17 protein-coding genes are annotated in these 16266 nt (G+C 39.4%); 16 read left to right on the top strand and 1 reads right to left on the bottom strand.

From position 1 onward, the window contains the following. Window positions 1–42: 42 nt before the first annotated feature. The 9 genes from nikR to hypA all read left to right on the top strand — a co-directional run bounded on the left by nikR (window position 43) and on the right by hypA (window position 6466). A complete protein-coding gene (gene nikR / locus B9N66_RS04850) occupies window positions 43–456 on the top strand; it encodes a nickel-responsive transcriptional regulator NikR (protein ID WP_021091291.1) in 414 nt (137 codons plus the stop codon). A gap of 16 nt (window positions 457–472) precedes the next feature. After that, window positions 473–841: a Na+/H+ antiporter NhaA gene (locus tag B9N66_RS04845; protein ID WP_087580122.1), complete on the top strand. Its 369-nt coding sequence runs from the start codon at window positions 473–475 to the stop codon at window positions 839–841. A 95-nt stretch (window positions 842–936) separates the two neighbouring features. Further along, a complete protein-coding gene (locus B9N66_RS04840; protein WP_087580121.1) occupies window positions 937–2196 on the top strand; it encodes a DUF2157 domain-containing protein in 1260 nt (419 codons plus the stop codon). After that, complete coding sequence (locus B9N66_RS04835) at window positions 2193–2801, top strand: GDYXXLXY domain-containing protein (RefSeq protein WP_087580120.1); 609 nt, start codon at window positions 2193–2195, stop codon at window positions 2799–2801. Before B9N66_RS04840 ends, B9N66_RS04835 begins: the two co-directional genes overlap by 4 nt. 182 nt (window positions 2802–2983) lie before the next feature. Continuing rightward, window positions 2984–3796: a hydrogenase nickel incorporation protein HypB gene (gene hypB / locus B9N66_RS04830; protein ID WP_002941014.1), complete on the top strand. Its 813-nt coding sequence runs from the start codon at window positions 2984–2986 to the stop codon at window positions 3794–3796. Next, window positions 3796–4035, top strand: coding sequence for a HypC/HybG/HupF family hydrogenase formation chaperone (locus tag B9N66_RS04825; protein WP_054196671.1), 240 nt, complete (start codon window positions 3796–3798; stop codon window positions 4033–4035). Before hypB ends, B9N66_RS04825 begins: the two co-directional genes overlap by 1 nt. Further along, window positions 4035–5123 (top strand): hydrogenase formation protein HypD, encoded by a 1089-nt coding sequence (hypD, locus tag B9N66_RS04820; protein ID WP_087580119.1) that lies wholly within the window; start codon window positions 4035–4037, stop codon window positions 5121–5123. The genes B9N66_RS04825 and hypD overlap by 1 nt, the downstream gene beginning before the upstream one ends. Window positions 5124–5132: 9 nt before the next feature. After that, complete coding sequence (hypE, locus tag B9N66_RS04815; protein WP_087580118.1) at window positions 5133–6125, top strand: hydrogenase expression/formation protein HypE; 993 nt, start codon at window positions 5133–5135, stop codon at window positions 6123–6125. Further along, window positions 6125–6466, top strand: coding sequence for a hydrogenase maturation nickel metallochaperone HypA (gene hypA, locus B9N66_RS04810; RefSeq protein WP_087580117.1), 342 nt, complete (start codon window positions 6125–6127; stop codon window positions 6464–6466). The genes hypE and hypA overlap by 1 nt, the downstream gene beginning before the upstream one ends. Window positions 6467–6710: 244 nt before the next feature. Here hypA and B9N66_RS04805 read toward each other — a convergent pair whose 3' ends face one another. Continuing rightward, window positions 6711–9176 carry a YhdP family protein gene (locus tag B9N66_RS04805; RefSeq protein WP_087580192.1) on the bottom strand — a complete coding sequence of 822 codons (2466 nt, stop codon included), beginning with the start codon at window positions 9174–9176 and terminating at the stop codon, window positions 6711–6713. Window positions 9177–9249: 73 nt separating this feature from the next. Here B9N66_RS04805 and mltG point away from each other — a divergent pair, with 73 nt between their 5' ends. From mltG to B9N66_RS04770, 7 genes are all read left to right on the top strand, one after another. Further along, window positions 9250–10194, top strand: coding sequence for an endolytic transglycosylase MltG (mltG, locus tag B9N66_RS04800; RefSeq protein WP_087580116.1), 945 nt, complete (start codon window positions 9250–9252; stop codon window positions 10192–10194). Between the two features lie 83 nt (window positions 10195–10277). Beyond that, window positions 10278–12452: an NADP-dependent isocitrate dehydrogenase gene (locus B9N66_RS04795; protein ID WP_087580115.1), complete on the top strand. Its 2175-nt coding sequence runs from the start codon at window positions 10278–10280 to the stop codon at window positions 12450–12452. A 4-nt stretch (window positions 12453–12456) separates the two neighbouring features. Continuing rightward, entirely contained in the window at window positions 12457–13350 is an 894-nt protein-coding gene (locus B9N66_RS04790; protein WP_087580114.1) for a lactate/malate family dehydrogenase, read from the top strand. 8 nt (window positions 13351–13358) lie between these two features. After that, entirely contained in the window at window positions 13359–13670 is a 312-nt protein-coding gene (locus B9N66_RS04785; RefSeq protein ID WP_021091402.1) for a 4Fe-4S dicluster domain-containing protein, read from the top strand. Continuing rightward, window positions 13667–14797: a 2-oxoglutarate synthase subunit alpha gene (locus tag B9N66_RS04780; RefSeq protein ID WP_087580113.1), complete on the top strand. Its 1131-nt coding sequence runs from the start codon at window positions 13667–13669 to the stop codon at window positions 14795–14797. Before B9N66_RS04785 ends, B9N66_RS04780 begins: the two co-directional genes overlap by 4 nt. After that, complete coding sequence (locus tag B9N66_RS04775) at window positions 14787–15632, top strand: 2-oxoglutarate ferredoxin oxidoreductase subunit beta (protein ID WP_087580112.1); 846 nt, start codon at window positions 14787–14789, stop codon at window positions 15630–15632. Before B9N66_RS04780 ends, B9N66_RS04775 begins: the two co-directional genes overlap by 11 nt. Continuing rightward, window positions 15629–16180: a 2-oxoacid:acceptor oxidoreductase family protein gene (locus tag B9N66_RS04770; protein ID WP_087580111.1), complete on the top strand. Its 552-nt coding sequence runs from the start codon at window positions 15629–15631 to the stop codon at window positions 16178–16180. Before B9N66_RS04775 ends, B9N66_RS04770 begins: the two co-directional genes overlap by 4 nt. The last annotated feature ends 86 nt before the right edge of the window (window positions 16181–16266 follow it).

Below are 16266 nucleotides of genomic sequence, written 5' to 3'. Positions count from 1 at the left end.
ATAATGATTATAAACGGTAATCAAACGAGAAAGGAGCAGAAAATGGATAGTGTTATACGTTTTAGTGTTTCTTTACCTAGTCAGTTACTAGACGAACTAGATAAAAAGGTTAGCGAACAAGGCTATGCTTCTAGGAGCGAATTTACGAGAGATTTGATACGTGAAAAGATCGTAAGTGATAGCTGGAAAGACGCTAGCGAGGAGTTGATCGGGGTTTTGACGCTCATTTATATGCATCATCACAACGATTTGGTGAATAAAAAGATGGATATAGAGCATAGCTCTGATGTGAAAATCATCTGCACAAACCATGTTCATGTCGATCATCATAACTGCTTAGAAACGATTTCAATAAGAGGCGAGGCGGGCAAAATTGAACGCTTTGCTGAAAGGATCGCCGGCTTAAAGGGCGTAAAATTTTCTAAACTCACAAGGGCAGCTATTCCTAGGTTTTAGTTTTTTAAGGGTCTTTATGGGTTTTAGGAATTTTTGGGATTTTTTTATAGGTGAAGCTAGCGGTGGTATTTTTATTATCGCTGCTACTTTAGTAGCATTTATCTTTGAAAATGTTTTTTTAAGCAGTTTTTATAACTCATTTTTACAAATCGATACAAGGCTAAATTTTGGTAAATCGCCGATACAAAGGCCCCTTATCCTTTTGGTAAATGATAGTTTGATGGCCGTTTTTTTCTTTTTACTTGGGTTTAGACTTAAGCGAGAAATTTTTAAAGCAAAGCTTAGGAGTCTGGCCCAAGCTACCTTGTTAAAAATTTTTATCATCGGTGGCATTTTAGCTTCTGTATTTTTTTATATTTTAAATCACAATTATATTTTTTGTTGAAAGACTAAGGCAGTGTCAATGGACATAAATACGGTATTTAAGGTACTGGCTAGAAATTTGGTGTTTTGTATATCTTATAAAAGAAAGTGTGAATAATGAACTTTTTAAATAGAATTTTTCTAGCAAAAGAGCTGGATCGGTGGCAAAGTGATGGCATAGTCGATAAAGAGACCGCTATAAAAATAGCAAATTTATATGACATCGACCCTGATGCCCATAGTGACAAGATAAGTTTTGTCTTAAAACTCGTAGCATATCTCTTTTTTGCGCTAGCCTTTTTTACGCTCGTTGGTGCAAATTGGGAAGAGATACCAAGACTAGGACGTTTAGCACTTGTATTGTTTGTGCTTGGGCTTGTAAATTTTGGTGGAATTTACTATCTCGTAAAGGGAAAGGAAAATCTATCAACGGCGATGTTATTTCTTGGAAATTTCTGCTTTGGTGCAGCGATTGCTCTTATTGCTCAAATTTATAACATTAGCGATGAGCCAAGCGGTGGTATCTTGCTTTGGAGTATCGGAGCGTTTGCGGTTTCTTTTGCTAGTAAAAAAGGTGTACTAGTAGCCCAAAGCCTTATCTTTGCAACAGTTTGGTTTTTTATGATAGCTTATCAGGGCGACTTTGGTTTTGGTTTTATCATTTTTATAGTACTTGGCGCATATACGCTTTACAAAGACGACTCAAAATGGCTTGCTTTTGTGCTTTTTATAGATATCTTTATATACATCATTTCATTTTGCGGCTACATTAGTGGTCTTAGGGCGATATTTGATTATGGATTTTTGTTTGGACTTCCGATGGTTGCGATCGTGTCGCTATCTTATGCACTTTTGCTTATTAGTATTTCGCCGCTACTAGATAAATTTAGAGTAGGGCTTGGCGCATTTACAAAAGAATTTGGTAAAAATTTTGGCGTTTTTGTGTTGCTATTTTGTCTATTTTTATTTGAAGAAAGAAATTTATTTGAGCTTTACGATGAAAAGCTTTGGTTTGTGAAGTCATTTTTTAAAAGCAACTTTGGCTTTGTCTTTATCTTATTTAGTGTTGCTTATTTTGCACTATTTTTTAAAGAAAAAAACAAGAGTGGTTTGCTACTTGGGGCGCTGCTCGTGTCGTTACCCTTTGTCTTTAGCTACGGTCCTGGCTACGCAAATATATTTTTTTCGCTTGCAAATATCATAACAGCTGCGGTTCTTATCAAAAAGGGTGAGTTAAAACTTGGTCTTTGTATGATATTTTTGGTTGCAGCCGTGAGGTATTTCCAACTCATAGGTGATTATATTGGTGCTACGGCACTATTTATGGTGTTTGCTTTCATAGTGCTAGTTGTCGCTAGAAAAGGACGTAAAAAATGAAGATAAAAGTATTAATAGTAGCTGTGTTTTTTCAAATTTTGCTTATTGGCATTATGCTTGGCTACGCACTTATGCCACTTTATTTTGGGCAAGAGGTAAGAGTAAGGGTTAATCTTTATGATCCAAGAGATCTTTTTCGCGGAAATTATGTTGATTTAAACTATGAATTTTCAAATTTTCATTCAAGAAATTTTGACGAAAATGATGAAGATGACCGCTATATCGACCAATACGATGAGAGAGTAAGAGATGGGGCTAGAGTTTATGCTATTTTAAAGCCAGATACTAATGGCACTTACAGCTTTGCAAAATTTAGTATAAGCAAGCCAGACAATGGAGTGTTTTTAGCTGGTAGATATGATGGCTACTCGCTCGTAAAATATGGCATAGAGCACTTTTATATGTCACCTGATAGTGCAGCTAATACCGAAGATGAAATGAGAGAAGAAGAAGACGTTGATGCGTATGCGGTTTTGATGGTGATGGATAATGGCAAAGCTAGACTAAAGGATCTAATAATCCAAAAGAATGCCCAAAAAAATAGTAAAAAACTACTCGGTGATGAAAATTTTGATAAGTTGGATGAGATTAGGCAAAAAGAGTAAAGTAAATTTAGTCAAAATTCTTGTGTAAATTTCATTTATATTTTTAAATTTAAATAAAAATTTAAATAAAAATTTAAATAAATTAATTAATTTTGATCTATTTGCAAAAACTCCTAAATTTTAATTTTATTTTTAAATTTAAGAGTTAAAATCTCCATAAATTAATAAAAAAGGATGAAAAAATGTGTAAAGATTGCGGTTGTTCAATGGGTAATCACGCCCACACTCACACTCACGCTGATGGCACCACTCACTCGCACCCACACACTCATGATGGACATACAGATCACGCTCATGATGCGCACGAACATAGCCACGAGGCTCACGCACACCCTGTGCTAAACGAGAGCAAAACTATAGACGTGATAGAGAAAATTCTCTCTGAAAATGACAAAGAGGCCGCCCACAACAGAGCTCATCTTGATGAGAAAAAGATACTTTGCGTAAATTTGATGAGTAGCCCAGGCGCTGGAAAAACTACACTTTTAGAGGCTACGATAAAGGCTGGTAAGTTTAAAATAGGCGTTGTAGAGGGCGATTTGGAGACAAATCAAGATGCTGATCGCATAGTAAAAGCTGGTGCAAAGGCTCATCAGATAAGTACAGGTCAGACCTGTCACTTGGACGCATTTATGGTGCATGAAGGGCTTCATCACCTGCCCCTAAACGAGCTTGATCTAGTCTTTATAGAAAATGTTGGAAATTTAGTCTGTCCTGCAAGCTACGACGTTGGCTCACATTTTAACGCTGTGCTTCTTTCAGTACCAGAGGGCGATGATAAGGTGAGCAAATATCCAGTGATGTTTAGGGCTGCTGATGTGCTTCTTATCACAAAAGCTTCGCTTGCACCGCACTTTGACTTTGATATCGAGCGAGTGAAAAACGACGCTAGAAAGCTAAATCCAAAGGTCGATATCTTTGTGATAGATAGCAAAACAGGCGAAGGAATCGACAAATGGATAAGTTATTTGGAATTTAAAAAAGAGCTAAGATAATGTGCCTCTCGATCCCTTCAAAAGTAATAGAAATAGATGAAAATAACGTTGCTACCGTTGAGACTTTGGGCGTTACTAGAAAGGTAAGCCTAGATCTCATCTCTGAAGAGGTAAAAGTTGGCGAATATGTGCTAATCCACGTAGGATACGCTATGCAAAAGATCGATACGCAGTTTGCGCTTGAGAGTTTAGAGGTCTATCAAAAGATCGCTGATGATATGAACGCGGGGAAAATTTGATGGATCTTATCAATGACTTTCGCGATAAAAATTTAATCCTAGCCCTTTCAAAGCTCATCCAAAAAGAGAGCACAAAGTCCCTAAATATCATGGAAATTTGTGGCGGCCACACGCATAGCATTATGAAATTTGCACTGCCAAGCTTGGTTGGAGAGCATATAAATTTCATCCACGGCCCAGGCTGTCCGGTATGTGTGATGCCAAAGAGCCGCATAGATGAGGCCTGTAAGCTTGCTAGCATGGATAATGTGATCTTTTGCACGCTAGCTGACATGCTAAGAGTGCCTGGCTCAAAGACAAGCTTGCAAAAGCTTCGCGGCGAGGGGCATGACATAAGGGCACTTTACACGCCACTTGATGCGCTAAATATAGCTAAGCAAAACCCAGATAAAAAGGTCATATTTTTTGCCATAGGCTTTGAGACGACAACGCCAATGAGCGCAAATTTGGTTGAAAAAGTGGTGCAAGAGGACATTAAAAATTTATACTTTCACATAAATCATGTAACCGTTCCAGCTCCAGTTAGAGCTATAATGAGCGATGAAAACGTGAGGATAGACGCATTTTTAGGCCCAAGCCATGTAAGTGTCATCACTGGAAGTAAAATTTACAAAGAGCTAGCGAGCGAATTTAAAAGACCGATAGCCATTAGCGGTTTTGAGCCGCTTGACATCATGGCAAGTGTGCTAAATTTAGTCCGTCAGCAAAACGCAGGCACTTATGAAGTCTATAATGAGTACGCAAGGGCGGTCAAAGAAGAGGGCAACCTCAAGGCAAAAGAGCTCATCGCTAAGTACTTTGAGCCGTGCGACTTTGTCTGGAGAGGCCTTGGCGAGATAGCACAAAGTGGCATGAAGCTAAAAGATGAGTTTGCCTATCTTGACGCCAGAGTGCAGTTTGACTGCAACGTAGAGAGTGCGGGCGAGAGCAAGGCTTGCATTTGTGGGCAAATTTTAAGAGGGCTAGCAAAGCCAACAGAGTGTAAAGTCTTTGGCAAAGTTTGTAACCCGCAAAATCCGATAGGATCGTGCATGGTCTCAAGCGAGGGCGCTTGTGCGGCGTATTTCAAATACGCAAGAGTTGGTTAAGGGAATTTAATGAAAAAGATAATGCTAAGCCACGGAGGCGGCGGCGAGGAGATGAACTCGCTTATAAATGAGACGATATTTAAAATTTTTGATAATGAAATTTTAAGGCAGAGTAACGACTCAGCGATACTAAATTTAAACGGAAAAATCGCTTTTAGTTCTGATAGCTTTGTGGTAACTCCCATTTTTTTTAATGGCGGTGACATCGGCAAGATCGCAGCTTGCGGCACGATAAATGACCTTGCGATGGTTGGTGCAAGCGCAAAATACCTAAGCTGTTCGCTCATAATCGAAGAGGGGCTTAGTATAGAGGAGCTCGAGCGTGTGCTTGGCTCGCTTGCAAAAACTTGTAAAGAAAGTGGCGTAAGCGTAGTTTGTGGTGATACAAAGGTCGTGCCAAAAGGCAAATGCGATAAAATTTTCATAAACACGGCTGGTATCGGTGAGATAGTTTGCGAAGGCGTGGAGCTTAAAAATTTAAAAGCAGGTGCTAAAATTTTAATCTCTGGAGATGTTGGCAGGCACGGCGGCGTAGTACTTGCAGCAAGAGAAGAATTTGAGCTCGGACTTGATCTAAAAAGTGACTGCAAGAGCTTAAAAGAGGTCGCTTTAAAGCTATTTAGTGCTGGCATAAAGCCGCAATGCATGCGTGATGCGACAAGGGGCGGACTAAGTGCGGTGCTAAATGAGTGGGCTAAATTTAGTAAATTTGACATCTTAGTTTTTGAAGAAAATATAAAGGTAGCTGACGAAGTGATGGGCGTTTGTGAGCTGTTTGGTTTTGAGCCTTATGAGCTTGCAAATGAGGGCACTTTTGTGATGGCTGTCGATGAGAGCGAGGCTGAGGACGCGCTTAAAATTTTAAGAGAATTTGATAAAAACGCGATGATAATAGGTGAGGTCTTGGAAGCTAAAAACGAGCGTGTTATCATCGAAAACGCCTATAAATCAAGAAGATTTCTCGAGCCGCCAAAGGGCGAGCTACTGCCAAGGATATGCTAATGCACGAGCTTAGCATCGTTCAAAATTTAGTTAGTCTTTGTGAAAAAAACGCAGCCAAAGAAAACGCCAAAGAGATAAGCAAGATCGAGATAAAGGTCGGCCGTTTAAGCGGAGTGGAGCCACACTATCTAGAGAGCGCCTTTGATGTTTATAAGGCTGGCACGATCTGCGAAAATGCTGAGCTTGTGATAAATTTACAAGGCATTGTGATCGAGTGTTTGGATTGTGGATTTGGCGGGGAGCTTAGCGAAAATGACTTTACTTGCCCAAAGTGTAAGAGCCAAAATTTAAAGGTGACTGACGGCGAGGAGATGTATCTCATGCGCCTTGAGATGAAGTAAATTTTACATATTTTTATATGTAAAATTTTATGTTTTTTATCAAAATATTTTAATAGTTGTAGTATCAAAAAATAGAGCTATCAAAGCCTTGATCTTTAGCTTTTGATGTCTTTTGACTAGTAAAATTTAAGCATTACGCGCTTTACGAACCGAGGTTAGTATAGTTAATCAAAAATGAGCGCCACTCTTGGCTTTAGAAGCAGCCAATAATTTTTCTATAACTTTCGTGCGTTGTAGATTTAAACTACTCAAATATCAAAAACGGAGCCTGAATCACGTTTCTTATTATCTTTAGTGGCGAAAGCAAGGCGTCTTGCAAGATCTGTGTCGAGTATTCAGGCTTATCGGTAGTGCCACGTATGGCGATGACGGTTGAGAGCGAGCGGTCCTTGCCAAGGATTATTTGATTTACCAGTGGAATTTTATCAATGATACTGCTAGCGTCTTTTAGTAGCTTTAGCTCAAGGTCGATATTTATCTTTTTACTCTTTAGATCGATCGTGCCACGCCCGCCGATATCAGCACTTGTGCCTATCATTTCAATCGCTAAAAACTCGATCATATCGCCATTTCTAGTGAGTAAAATTTTACCATTTTTAACGGTAAAGCCCTTGTCATTAAAGTCAGGCGTTTTAAAGCTAAGAAGCGATGGAACCGAGTTTAAAAAGCTAAGCAGTCTTTGATAAAAGATATAATCCTTTAAAAAAGTATCAAAAAATCTCACCTCTGCCTTGAAATTCTTAGAGTTTTCTCCAAGTAGTTTCAGGCGAAATTTACCACCCTCAAAACTCTTGATGCCAAAAAGGTCGTTGATAAATTCTCCGCTTATGTCGGTTGCGTCTAAATTTATACTCTTTTCATCGTTAAAATAGCCAACTCTTCCTTGTTTTGCTAGCCCATTTAGCGAGGTGCTTTTGCCCTTTTTCTCGGCGCTAAAGCTAGCAAATGGCAAGGTCTTGTTTAGATCCCTTAAAATGATATCGCCATTTTTTGCTAAAAGCTCAAGCGGCGTGCTTTGCTCGCTGGTTTTGTTATCGTCAAGCACTAGCAAATTTAGATCTTGAGTTTTTACGTTTATGGCTTTTTCTTTTATGTCTAGGTCTAGCTTTTTACTTGCACTATCTACCTTCACACCAGCTTTTGAGACTAAAATTTTAAGATCATCGTTTTCATACTTTGAGCCATTTTTATCTAAAAACGGCAAATCAAAGTTTGCCTCTTTGGCAAAAATTTCAAGATCAGTAAAATCCTTGCTTTTTATACTAAGTTCATCAAAACCATGCACGCCGTTTTGCTTTAAAACAGGCGAGCTCTCTATGAAAAATTTACTATTTTTTGTTGATATTTTACTTTCACTGCTAAAGCTCATATCAAGCCCAAATGGCTCTATCTTAAGCAAAGTTTCATCAGCCTTGCCAAAGTCCAAAAATGCGCTAAATGGCTCATTTTTAAAGGCTAAAATTTCATCATTTTTTTCTTTTAGATCAAAGCTTTCTATCACGCCTTTTATATCGCCAGTACTTTTTTGTAAATTTATATCAGCCTTAGCATTTGCTTTAAAAAACTCAAGCCCAAAGCCAGTAGCATCGATGCTTAAATTTGTCGTATTTATGAGCTTTACGAGAGCATTTTTGGTATTAAATTTACTTCCAGCAATCTCTAAAACCGCATCACTTAGCTTAAATTCTCCATTTGCAATGACGCTTTTTTCATCAAAATTTTCTAAGCTTTTCTCGTCTAGTTTTATTAAAATTTTTAAGCTAGCATCCATTTTTCCGCTAAGCTGCCTTACTGGCACGATGATCTTATAGGCTTTTAATATCTCATTTATAGCTTCATCATAGATCGATTTTGTCTTTATAAGTAGCTCTAAATTTGCGCTTTTCTCATCAAAGATATTGTTTATCGCAACGCTTGAGCCATCAAGTTTTTTGCCCTTGTAAATAGGCGAAATAAGATCAAATTTAAGCTTTGAGTTTTTAAGTGTGATATTTGCCTCGCCTACATTTACGGCTGGCAAGCCTTTTTCAAATTTAACGAGCAAATTTTTAGTATTTGCGGTGGCATTTAGATCATTTAGATAAAAGTCATTTTTGGCTAGATCCACCTTGCCGTTTATCTCTTTTAACTCGTAATCATCAGCAACGATGTATCCATATATCCAGTTTTTAACTTCACTATTTAGCTCTATGCGTCTGTCAAGCTCGTCAATGAAGTTTTTGATACTTCCAGCCTCGACATCATAAGCTTTGTAAGTTAAAAATGTATCTTTTAGAGCAAAATTTAGCTTACCGTGCAGCTCATGAGAGGTAAAATTTCCTTCAAATTTATAGTCATTTTTATCAAAATCTGCACTCCCTTCGCCGCTAATGCTGACGTTAAAATCCTTAAAGCTTAAATTTCTAACGCTAAAAAGATCTATTCCGTCTTGCTGTTCGTTTTGGAATTTAATATCCACATTTAAATAAGGGCTATCAACAAAAAATATATCATCTAAAAATAGAATTTTTAGTTTAAAATCATCGCCTATTTGCACATTTTCAAGTGAAATTTCTTGAAAAATCGTATCTATAAAATCTACGCTTTTACTAAGATTTAAAAGGCGCTCATCGCTGCTTTTTTGCTTGCTCTCTTTCTTAAAATTTGGAAGCCTTATCTGCTTTGCTCTTGCAATTATTTTTTTATCTAATTTTATATATAATTGCTCCAATTTTACGCCGTAAAACTCGAAATCGTTAATTTTTATGCCGTATTTTAAAAGTAAGATAAATGAAAGAATCAAGATGATAAAAAATTTTATGAAAAAGCCATATTTAGACATTTTTTTTGATATCGTAGCCATCATTTTCCTAAGTATTTTTGTCTATTTGGCACGCCCTATAAACACAAGCAAGGTCGTTTTTATACCAAAGGGAAGTGTGGGCGAGATTATATCTTATTTAGCTAATCGCAACTTTAACTTAAGCGTGATAGACAAATACGCCATACTTTTTATCGGCTCTCCACAATCTGGCTGGATAGAGATCGGCCAAGACAAAATTTCAAGGGTTGATTTTTTAAAAAAACTTGCAAAATCAAAAGCAGCTTTAACCGAGATAACGCTAATACCAGGCGAAACGACTATCGTTTTTTTAAACCAGATCGCTGCTCAGCTAGGACTTGACCCAGTTAAGCTAAATAGCGAATATAACGCTCTTGCTCCAGTGAGTGATGGCTTTTTGATGCCAAATACATACAAAATCCCAATAGGTATCAGCGAAAGGCACCTTGCTTTTTATCTTGTAAATTCATCAAGAAAGGCTCAAAGTGATATTAGCAATAAAATTTTTGGTGAATACAACGAGAAAAAATGGTTTAAAATTTTAACGATCGCTTCGATCATTCAAAAAGAAGCGGCAAATGATGCTGAGATGCCACTTGTCGCCTCAGTCATTTATAACCGCCTAAATAAGGGCATGAGGTTGCAGATGGATGGCACACTAAACTACGGAATTTATTCGCATGATGTGATCACGGCTGAGCGTATAAGAAGCGATATGAGCGAGTTTAATACCTATCTAAACGACGGCATTCCGCCAAGTCCAGTCTGCTCGGTCTCAATAAGTGCGATCAAAGCGGCGATAAATCCTGCAAAGAGCGATTATTTATACTTTGTGCTTGACAAAAAGGCGAAAAAACACATTTTTTCAAAAACCTTAAGCGAGCACAACCAAAATATAGGAAAATAGAGCTAGAATTTGCGACAAATGCCTAAAATACAACGAATTTTAATAAAGAAAGTGATAAATTTTAAAAAAATAAAAGGGCTAAAATGAGTGATATTATCTGGACCAAAACCGACGAAGCACCGCTTTTTGCAAGCTACTCTCTCTTTCCTATCGTAAAGAGCTTTTTATCACGTGCTGACATTAGCATAACAAGGGCCGATATTAGCCTAGCTGGTAGAATTTTATCTCTTTTTAGCAAGGAGCTTGGACTAAATAAGGCCGATGAGCTAGAACTTTTGGGTGAGCTTACCAGTCACAAAGAGGCAAATATCATAAAACTGCCAAACATCTCAGCTACGCTCGTTCAGTTAAAAGCGGCTATTGAGGAGCTTAGAAGCAAAGGCATAAACGTGCCTTTTTATCCAGATGAGATCATCACTGACTACGACGAAGAGATTGCTAAAAAATACCAAAAAGTACTAGGAAGTGCAGTAAATCCAGTGCTAAGACAAGGAAACTCAGATAGAAGAGTCTTGCCACCAGTTAAAGAATTTGCCAAAAAGCATCCTCACAGCAACGGCGACTGGGACAAGACAAATAAGACAAAAATTTGCTACATGCAAAAGGGTGATTTTTATGAGAATGAGTGCTCAATCATCGCTAGTAAGGATGAGAAATTTTATATAAATTTTATAAGTTTAGATGGCAAAAAAGAGCTTTTAAAAGAGCTTGCCGTTCAAAGTGGCGAGGTCGTAGACGCGGCATATCTAAGCGTAGATGAGCTAGATAAATTTTATGAAAGCTGCTTTGACGAGGCAAAAAAGGAGAATTTGACCTTGAGTCTGCATCTAAAATGCACGATGATGAAGGTTAGTGACCCAGTCATCTTTGCTCATGCGATAAAGAGCTATTTTAAAGAGGTTTTTGAGCTGTTTGATGAGGAGTTTAAAGCTCACGGCGTTGAGGCAAAAAATGGTTTAAAAGATATGTTTTCTAAAATTTCAACTCTTAAAAATAAAGATGAAATTTTGGCTAAATTTGATGAAATTTTGAGCAAAAAAGCAAAAATTTGGGCGCTAAATGAAAATGCCAGCAACTTTGATGTGCCAAATGACGTCATCATCGATGCCTCCGTGCCTGCGCTCATTAGAAACTCTGGCAAGGTAAAAGATAGAAGTGGCGAGCTAAATTTCTCGCTTTGCATGATCCCAGATAAAACATACGCTAGGGTTTATGAGGCTTGTGTAGCGGACTTTAAGGAGCATGGCGCGCTTGATGTGAGCAAGATCGGTAGCGTAGCAAACGTGGGGCTCATGGCTAAAAAGGCTGAGGAGTACGGCAGCCACGATAAGACTTTCATCGCAAAAGAAGATGGAGAATTTGTAGTTTTTGATGAGGCTGGTGAGAGTATCTTTAAATTTAGCGTCAAAAAGGGCGACATTTTTAGGATGACTCAGGCAAAGGATGATGCGATAAATGCGTGGTTCGAGCTTGCTTTAAAAAGAGGCGAAATCTCAAAAGATGAGCTTATATTTTGGCTAGATAGTAGCCGTGTTCACGATAGAAATTTGATAGCTAAATTTGAAAAATTTAGAGAGAAATTTGCTAGCGCTGGCTTAAAATTTGAAATTTTAAACTATGAGCAAGCAACTAAAAAATCGCTTCAAGCAATAAGAGCTGGCAAAAACGTAATAAGTGTAACTGGTAACGTTTTAAGAGACTATCTAACTGATCTTTTCCCGATCTTTGAGCTAGGTGGTAGCTCAAAAATGCTCTCAGTCGTGCCACTACTTGCTGGTGGGGCAATGTTTGAAACAGGTGCTGGTGGAACGGCTCCGACGCTCGTAAAAGAGCTAAAAGAGAAAAATCACCTACTTTGGGACAGCTTGGGTGAGTTTTTAGCGCTTAGTGCTTCACTCGAGCACTTGGCATTTGCTAAGCAAAAAAAAGAAGCAAAAGAGCTAAGTGATGCGCTAAATAGAGCGGTTGCTAGCTATCTAGACGAAAACAAAACTCCAAATGCCACTCTTGATACTAGGGAGTCACACTTCTATCTGGCACTTTTTTGGGCAAGAGAGATGGCAAAAAGTGGCGGGATTTTAAGTAAAATTTTTGAAAATTTAGTAGACGAGCTAGAGAAAAATGAGAGCAAAATTTTAAAAGAGATAAGACAAAATGATGGTGCTAGCGTGGAATTTGGCGGATATTATTTGCCAGATGAAGTGAGGGCAAATGAGGTCATGAGACCAAGTAAAATTTTAAATCAAATAATAGGATGAGAAAATGAAAATAAGTATAGTTGGAGCTGGAAACGTCGGTGCAAGCATAGCTTATGCGCTTTGTATGAGGGAGGTTTGCGATGAGATCGCGCTTGTGGATATATTTGGTGACGTGGCACGTGCAAAGGCTATCGATCTAGCGCAGTCAAGCTGCGTTTTTAATGCTAAAACTACCGTTTGCGGTGGCGATGACTTTATGCTAATAGAGGGCAGTGATATAGTAGTGGTAACTGCTGGAAGCCCAAGAAAAGAGGGTCAAACAAGAGAGGACTTGCTCCTTAAAAATGCCGTTGTTGTAAAACAAATGGCTCAAAATATCGCAAAATTTGCACCAAATGCGGTGATAATCGTCGTGACAAATCCGCTTGATGTGATGGTCTGGACGGCTCATAAATTTAGTGGTTTTAGCAAAAATAAAGTGATCGGCATGGCTGGTGAACTAGATGGGGCAAGATGCAGATATGAGCTAGCAATTCTAAAAGATAAAGATGCAAAAGAGCTAAAGACAAAGATAATTGGCGCTCACAACGACGAGATGATCGTATCTGCTAGTAATATCAGCGAAAATTTAAACGAAAATGAGTTGGCAATTCTTAAAAAAGAGACAAGCACAGGTGGCGCAAAGATCGTTAAGCTTCTTGGCACTTCAGCTTACTATGCACCAGCGGCTGCAGTTGTGAAGATGTGTGAAACGATCATGGGCAAGAGTGATGAAATTTTAAGTGCTAGCGTGCTTCTTGATGATGAGCTAAGTTGCGGCAGGCTAGTAAGGCTTGGACGCGAGGGCTTAAAAGAAATTTTAGAGCTAAATATAAATGAAAGTGAGCAAGAGCAGCTAAGTAAAAGCGAAGCTGATATTAGAAAAAACATTAAATTTTTAAAAGAAAGTTTGGATTAGGAATATAGATGATAATAAAAGAAAATGTACCTGTTTGGGTCGATGAGAGCAGGTGTAAGGCCTGTGATGTCTGCGTGAGCTACTGCCCAGCAGGCGTGCTAGCGATGAGGCTTGAGCCAAAAGCAGTGCTTGGTAAGATGATAGAGGTCGTCTATGCTGACTCATGCATAGGCTGTCGCGACTGTGAGCTTCACTGTCCTGATTTTGCCATTTATGTGGCTGAAAAAGGCTTTAAATTTGCAAAGCTAACGCCTGAGAGCAAAGAGCGAGCTGCTGCTGTAAAGGCAAATAAATTTGCAAAGCTTGGAGAGAGCGCATGAGAGAGCTAGTATCAACTGGAAATGCCCTAGTAGCAAGGGCTGCGGTCGAGTGCGGCTGTAACTTCTTTGGTGGATATCCGATCACTCCAAGCAGTGAGATCGCCCACGAGCTAAGCGTGCTTTTGCCAAAACATGGCGGTACATTTATACAAATGGAAGATGAAATAGCTGGAATTTCAGTTTCTCTTGGCGCAAGTGCGAGTGGCGCTAAGGCGATGACTGCAAGCTCAGGTCCAGGAATTTCACTAAAGGCTGAGCAAATAGGCCTTGGCTTTATCGCTGAGATACCACTTGTCATCGTAAATGTCATGCGCGGCGGCCCTTCAACTGGCTTGCCAACCCGCGTCGCACAAGGCGATATCTTGCAGGCTAAAAACCCAACTCATGGCGATGTAAATATGATAGTTTTGGCTCCTAGCAGCCTTGAGGAGTGCTATACGCAAACAGTGCGTGCCTTTAACCTCGCTGCTAGGTTTATGACACCAGTTATGCTACTACTTGATGAGACGATAGGACACATGCAAGCAAAGGTGCGTTTGCCAGAAATTAGCGAGCTAGAAATTTATAAAAGAAAAGAATTTATTGGTGAGCCAAAAGAGTATAAACCCTACGAGGCGGCACCAGACGCGCCAGCCACGCTAAATCCTTTCTTTAAAGGCTATCACTACCACATAACTGGGCTTCATCACGGCGCTACTGGCTTTCCAACAGAAGATGGCAAGATCGTTGAAAACTCGATAAATAGGCTATTTAATAAGATAAATTTACACGTAGATGAGTGCGAGAAATTTGAAGAGTTTATGCTTGAAGATGCAGAAATTTGCATCATCGCCTTTGGTAGTGTGGCTCTCTCAGCCAAGCAAGCGATATTAAATTTACGTGAAAAAGGGCTAAAAGTAGGGCTATTTAAGCCACTCACACTCTTTCCAGCTCCAGCTAAAAAACTAAAAGAGATATCAGATAAATTTAAGAAAATTTTGGTCTGCGAGCTAAATTTAGGTCAATATAGTGGCGAAATTTCAAAGATCATCTTAAGAGATGACTTTGCAACACTGCTAAAAGCAAACGGCAGACCGATAAGCCCAAGCGAGATCGAGGCGAAGATAGGAGAAATTTATGGCTTTTAATTATGATAAATATTTACGAACAGATAAAATGCCTACTCTTTGGTGCTGGGGCTGCGGCGACGGCGTCATACTAAAGGCACTCATCCGCGCTATCGACACCATGGGTTGGGATATGAACGACGTTTGCGTAGTCTCAGGCATAGGCTGCTCTGGCCGCTTTAGTGGATATTTAGATTGCAACACTATCCACACAACTCACGGCAGAGCCGTAGCCTACGCCACTGGCGTAAAGATGGCAAATCCAGATAAGCACGTCATTGTTGTAACTGGCGATGGTGATGGACTGGCGATCGGAGGCAACCACACGATACATGGATGCCGCCGAAATATCGGGCTAAATCACATCCTGATAAACAACTTTATCTACGCGCTAACAAACTCGCAAACCAGCCCAACCACGCCAAAGGGCATGTGGACGGTCACAGCGCAGTATGGCAACATCGATCCTAGCTTTGATGCCTGTAAGCTCGCAACTGCCGCAGGCGCTAGCTTTGTCGCGCGTGGTAGCGTCATCGAGCCAGAGAAGCTTACAAAGCTCTTTGTAGAGGGCTTTAGCCACGATGGATACAGCTTTTTCGATGTGTTTTCAAACTGCCATATAAATTTAGGTCGCAAAAATAAAATGGGCGAAGCGGTGAAAAATTTAGAGTGGATAAAGGGCCGCACGACTAGCAAGGTTAAATTTGACATGTTAAGTGATGAGGAGAAAAAGGGCATTTTCCCACTTGGTGTTCTGCATAAAGATGAAGAAAAGATCGAATACACCAAGGCTTACGACATGGTAAGAAAGGCTGCCATGAGCAATGAAGCGATAAATTTTGAGGAGCTAGCATGAAGTCACAATTAAGATTTGTTGGCGTTGGCGGACAGGGCGTCATACTAGCAGGCGAGATCCTCTCAGCTGCCAAAATAAAGGCAGGCGGATACGGCGTCAAGGCCTCTACCTACACATCTCAGGTGCGTGGTGGCCCAACAAAGGTCGATATCATACTTGATGAGAAAGAGATTTTATATCCTTATGCAAACGAGGGCGAGATAGATTTCATGCTAGCAACTGCGCAGATAAGCTACGATGCCTTTAAAAGTGGAGTGAAAGAGGGCGGTGCGATCGTTGTCGAGCCAAATTTGGTAAAAGTAAGCGATGAGGATAAAAAGCGCTGGAAAATTTATGAAATCCCTATCATCTCTATCGCAAAAGACGAGGTCGGAAATGTTATCACTCAAAGTGTTGTGGCTCTTGGCGTGGCTGTGGCGATGAGCAAGTGCATGGATGAAAATTTAGTGCGTGAAGAGATGCTAGCAAGCGTGCCAGCTAAGGTCAAAGAGGCAAATGCCAAAGCTTATGAGCTAGGTCTAAAATACGCAAAAGAGCTTTTAAAATAAATTTTGGCTAATTTTTAGCCAAAATTCTACTATAAACAGAAAAATCAATTATTACTTTTCTTAAAATTTAAAGCATTACTTGTCGA

It is taken from the genome of Campylobacter concisus, assembly GCF_002165775.1.
Taxonomy (GTDB): Bacteria; Campylobacterota; Campylobacteria; order Campylobacterales; family Campylobacteraceae; genus Campylobacter_A; species Campylobacter_A concisus_E.
Note: the sequence above shows the minus strand (reverse complement) of the source record. Positions and strands in the feature narration are given on the sequence as shown.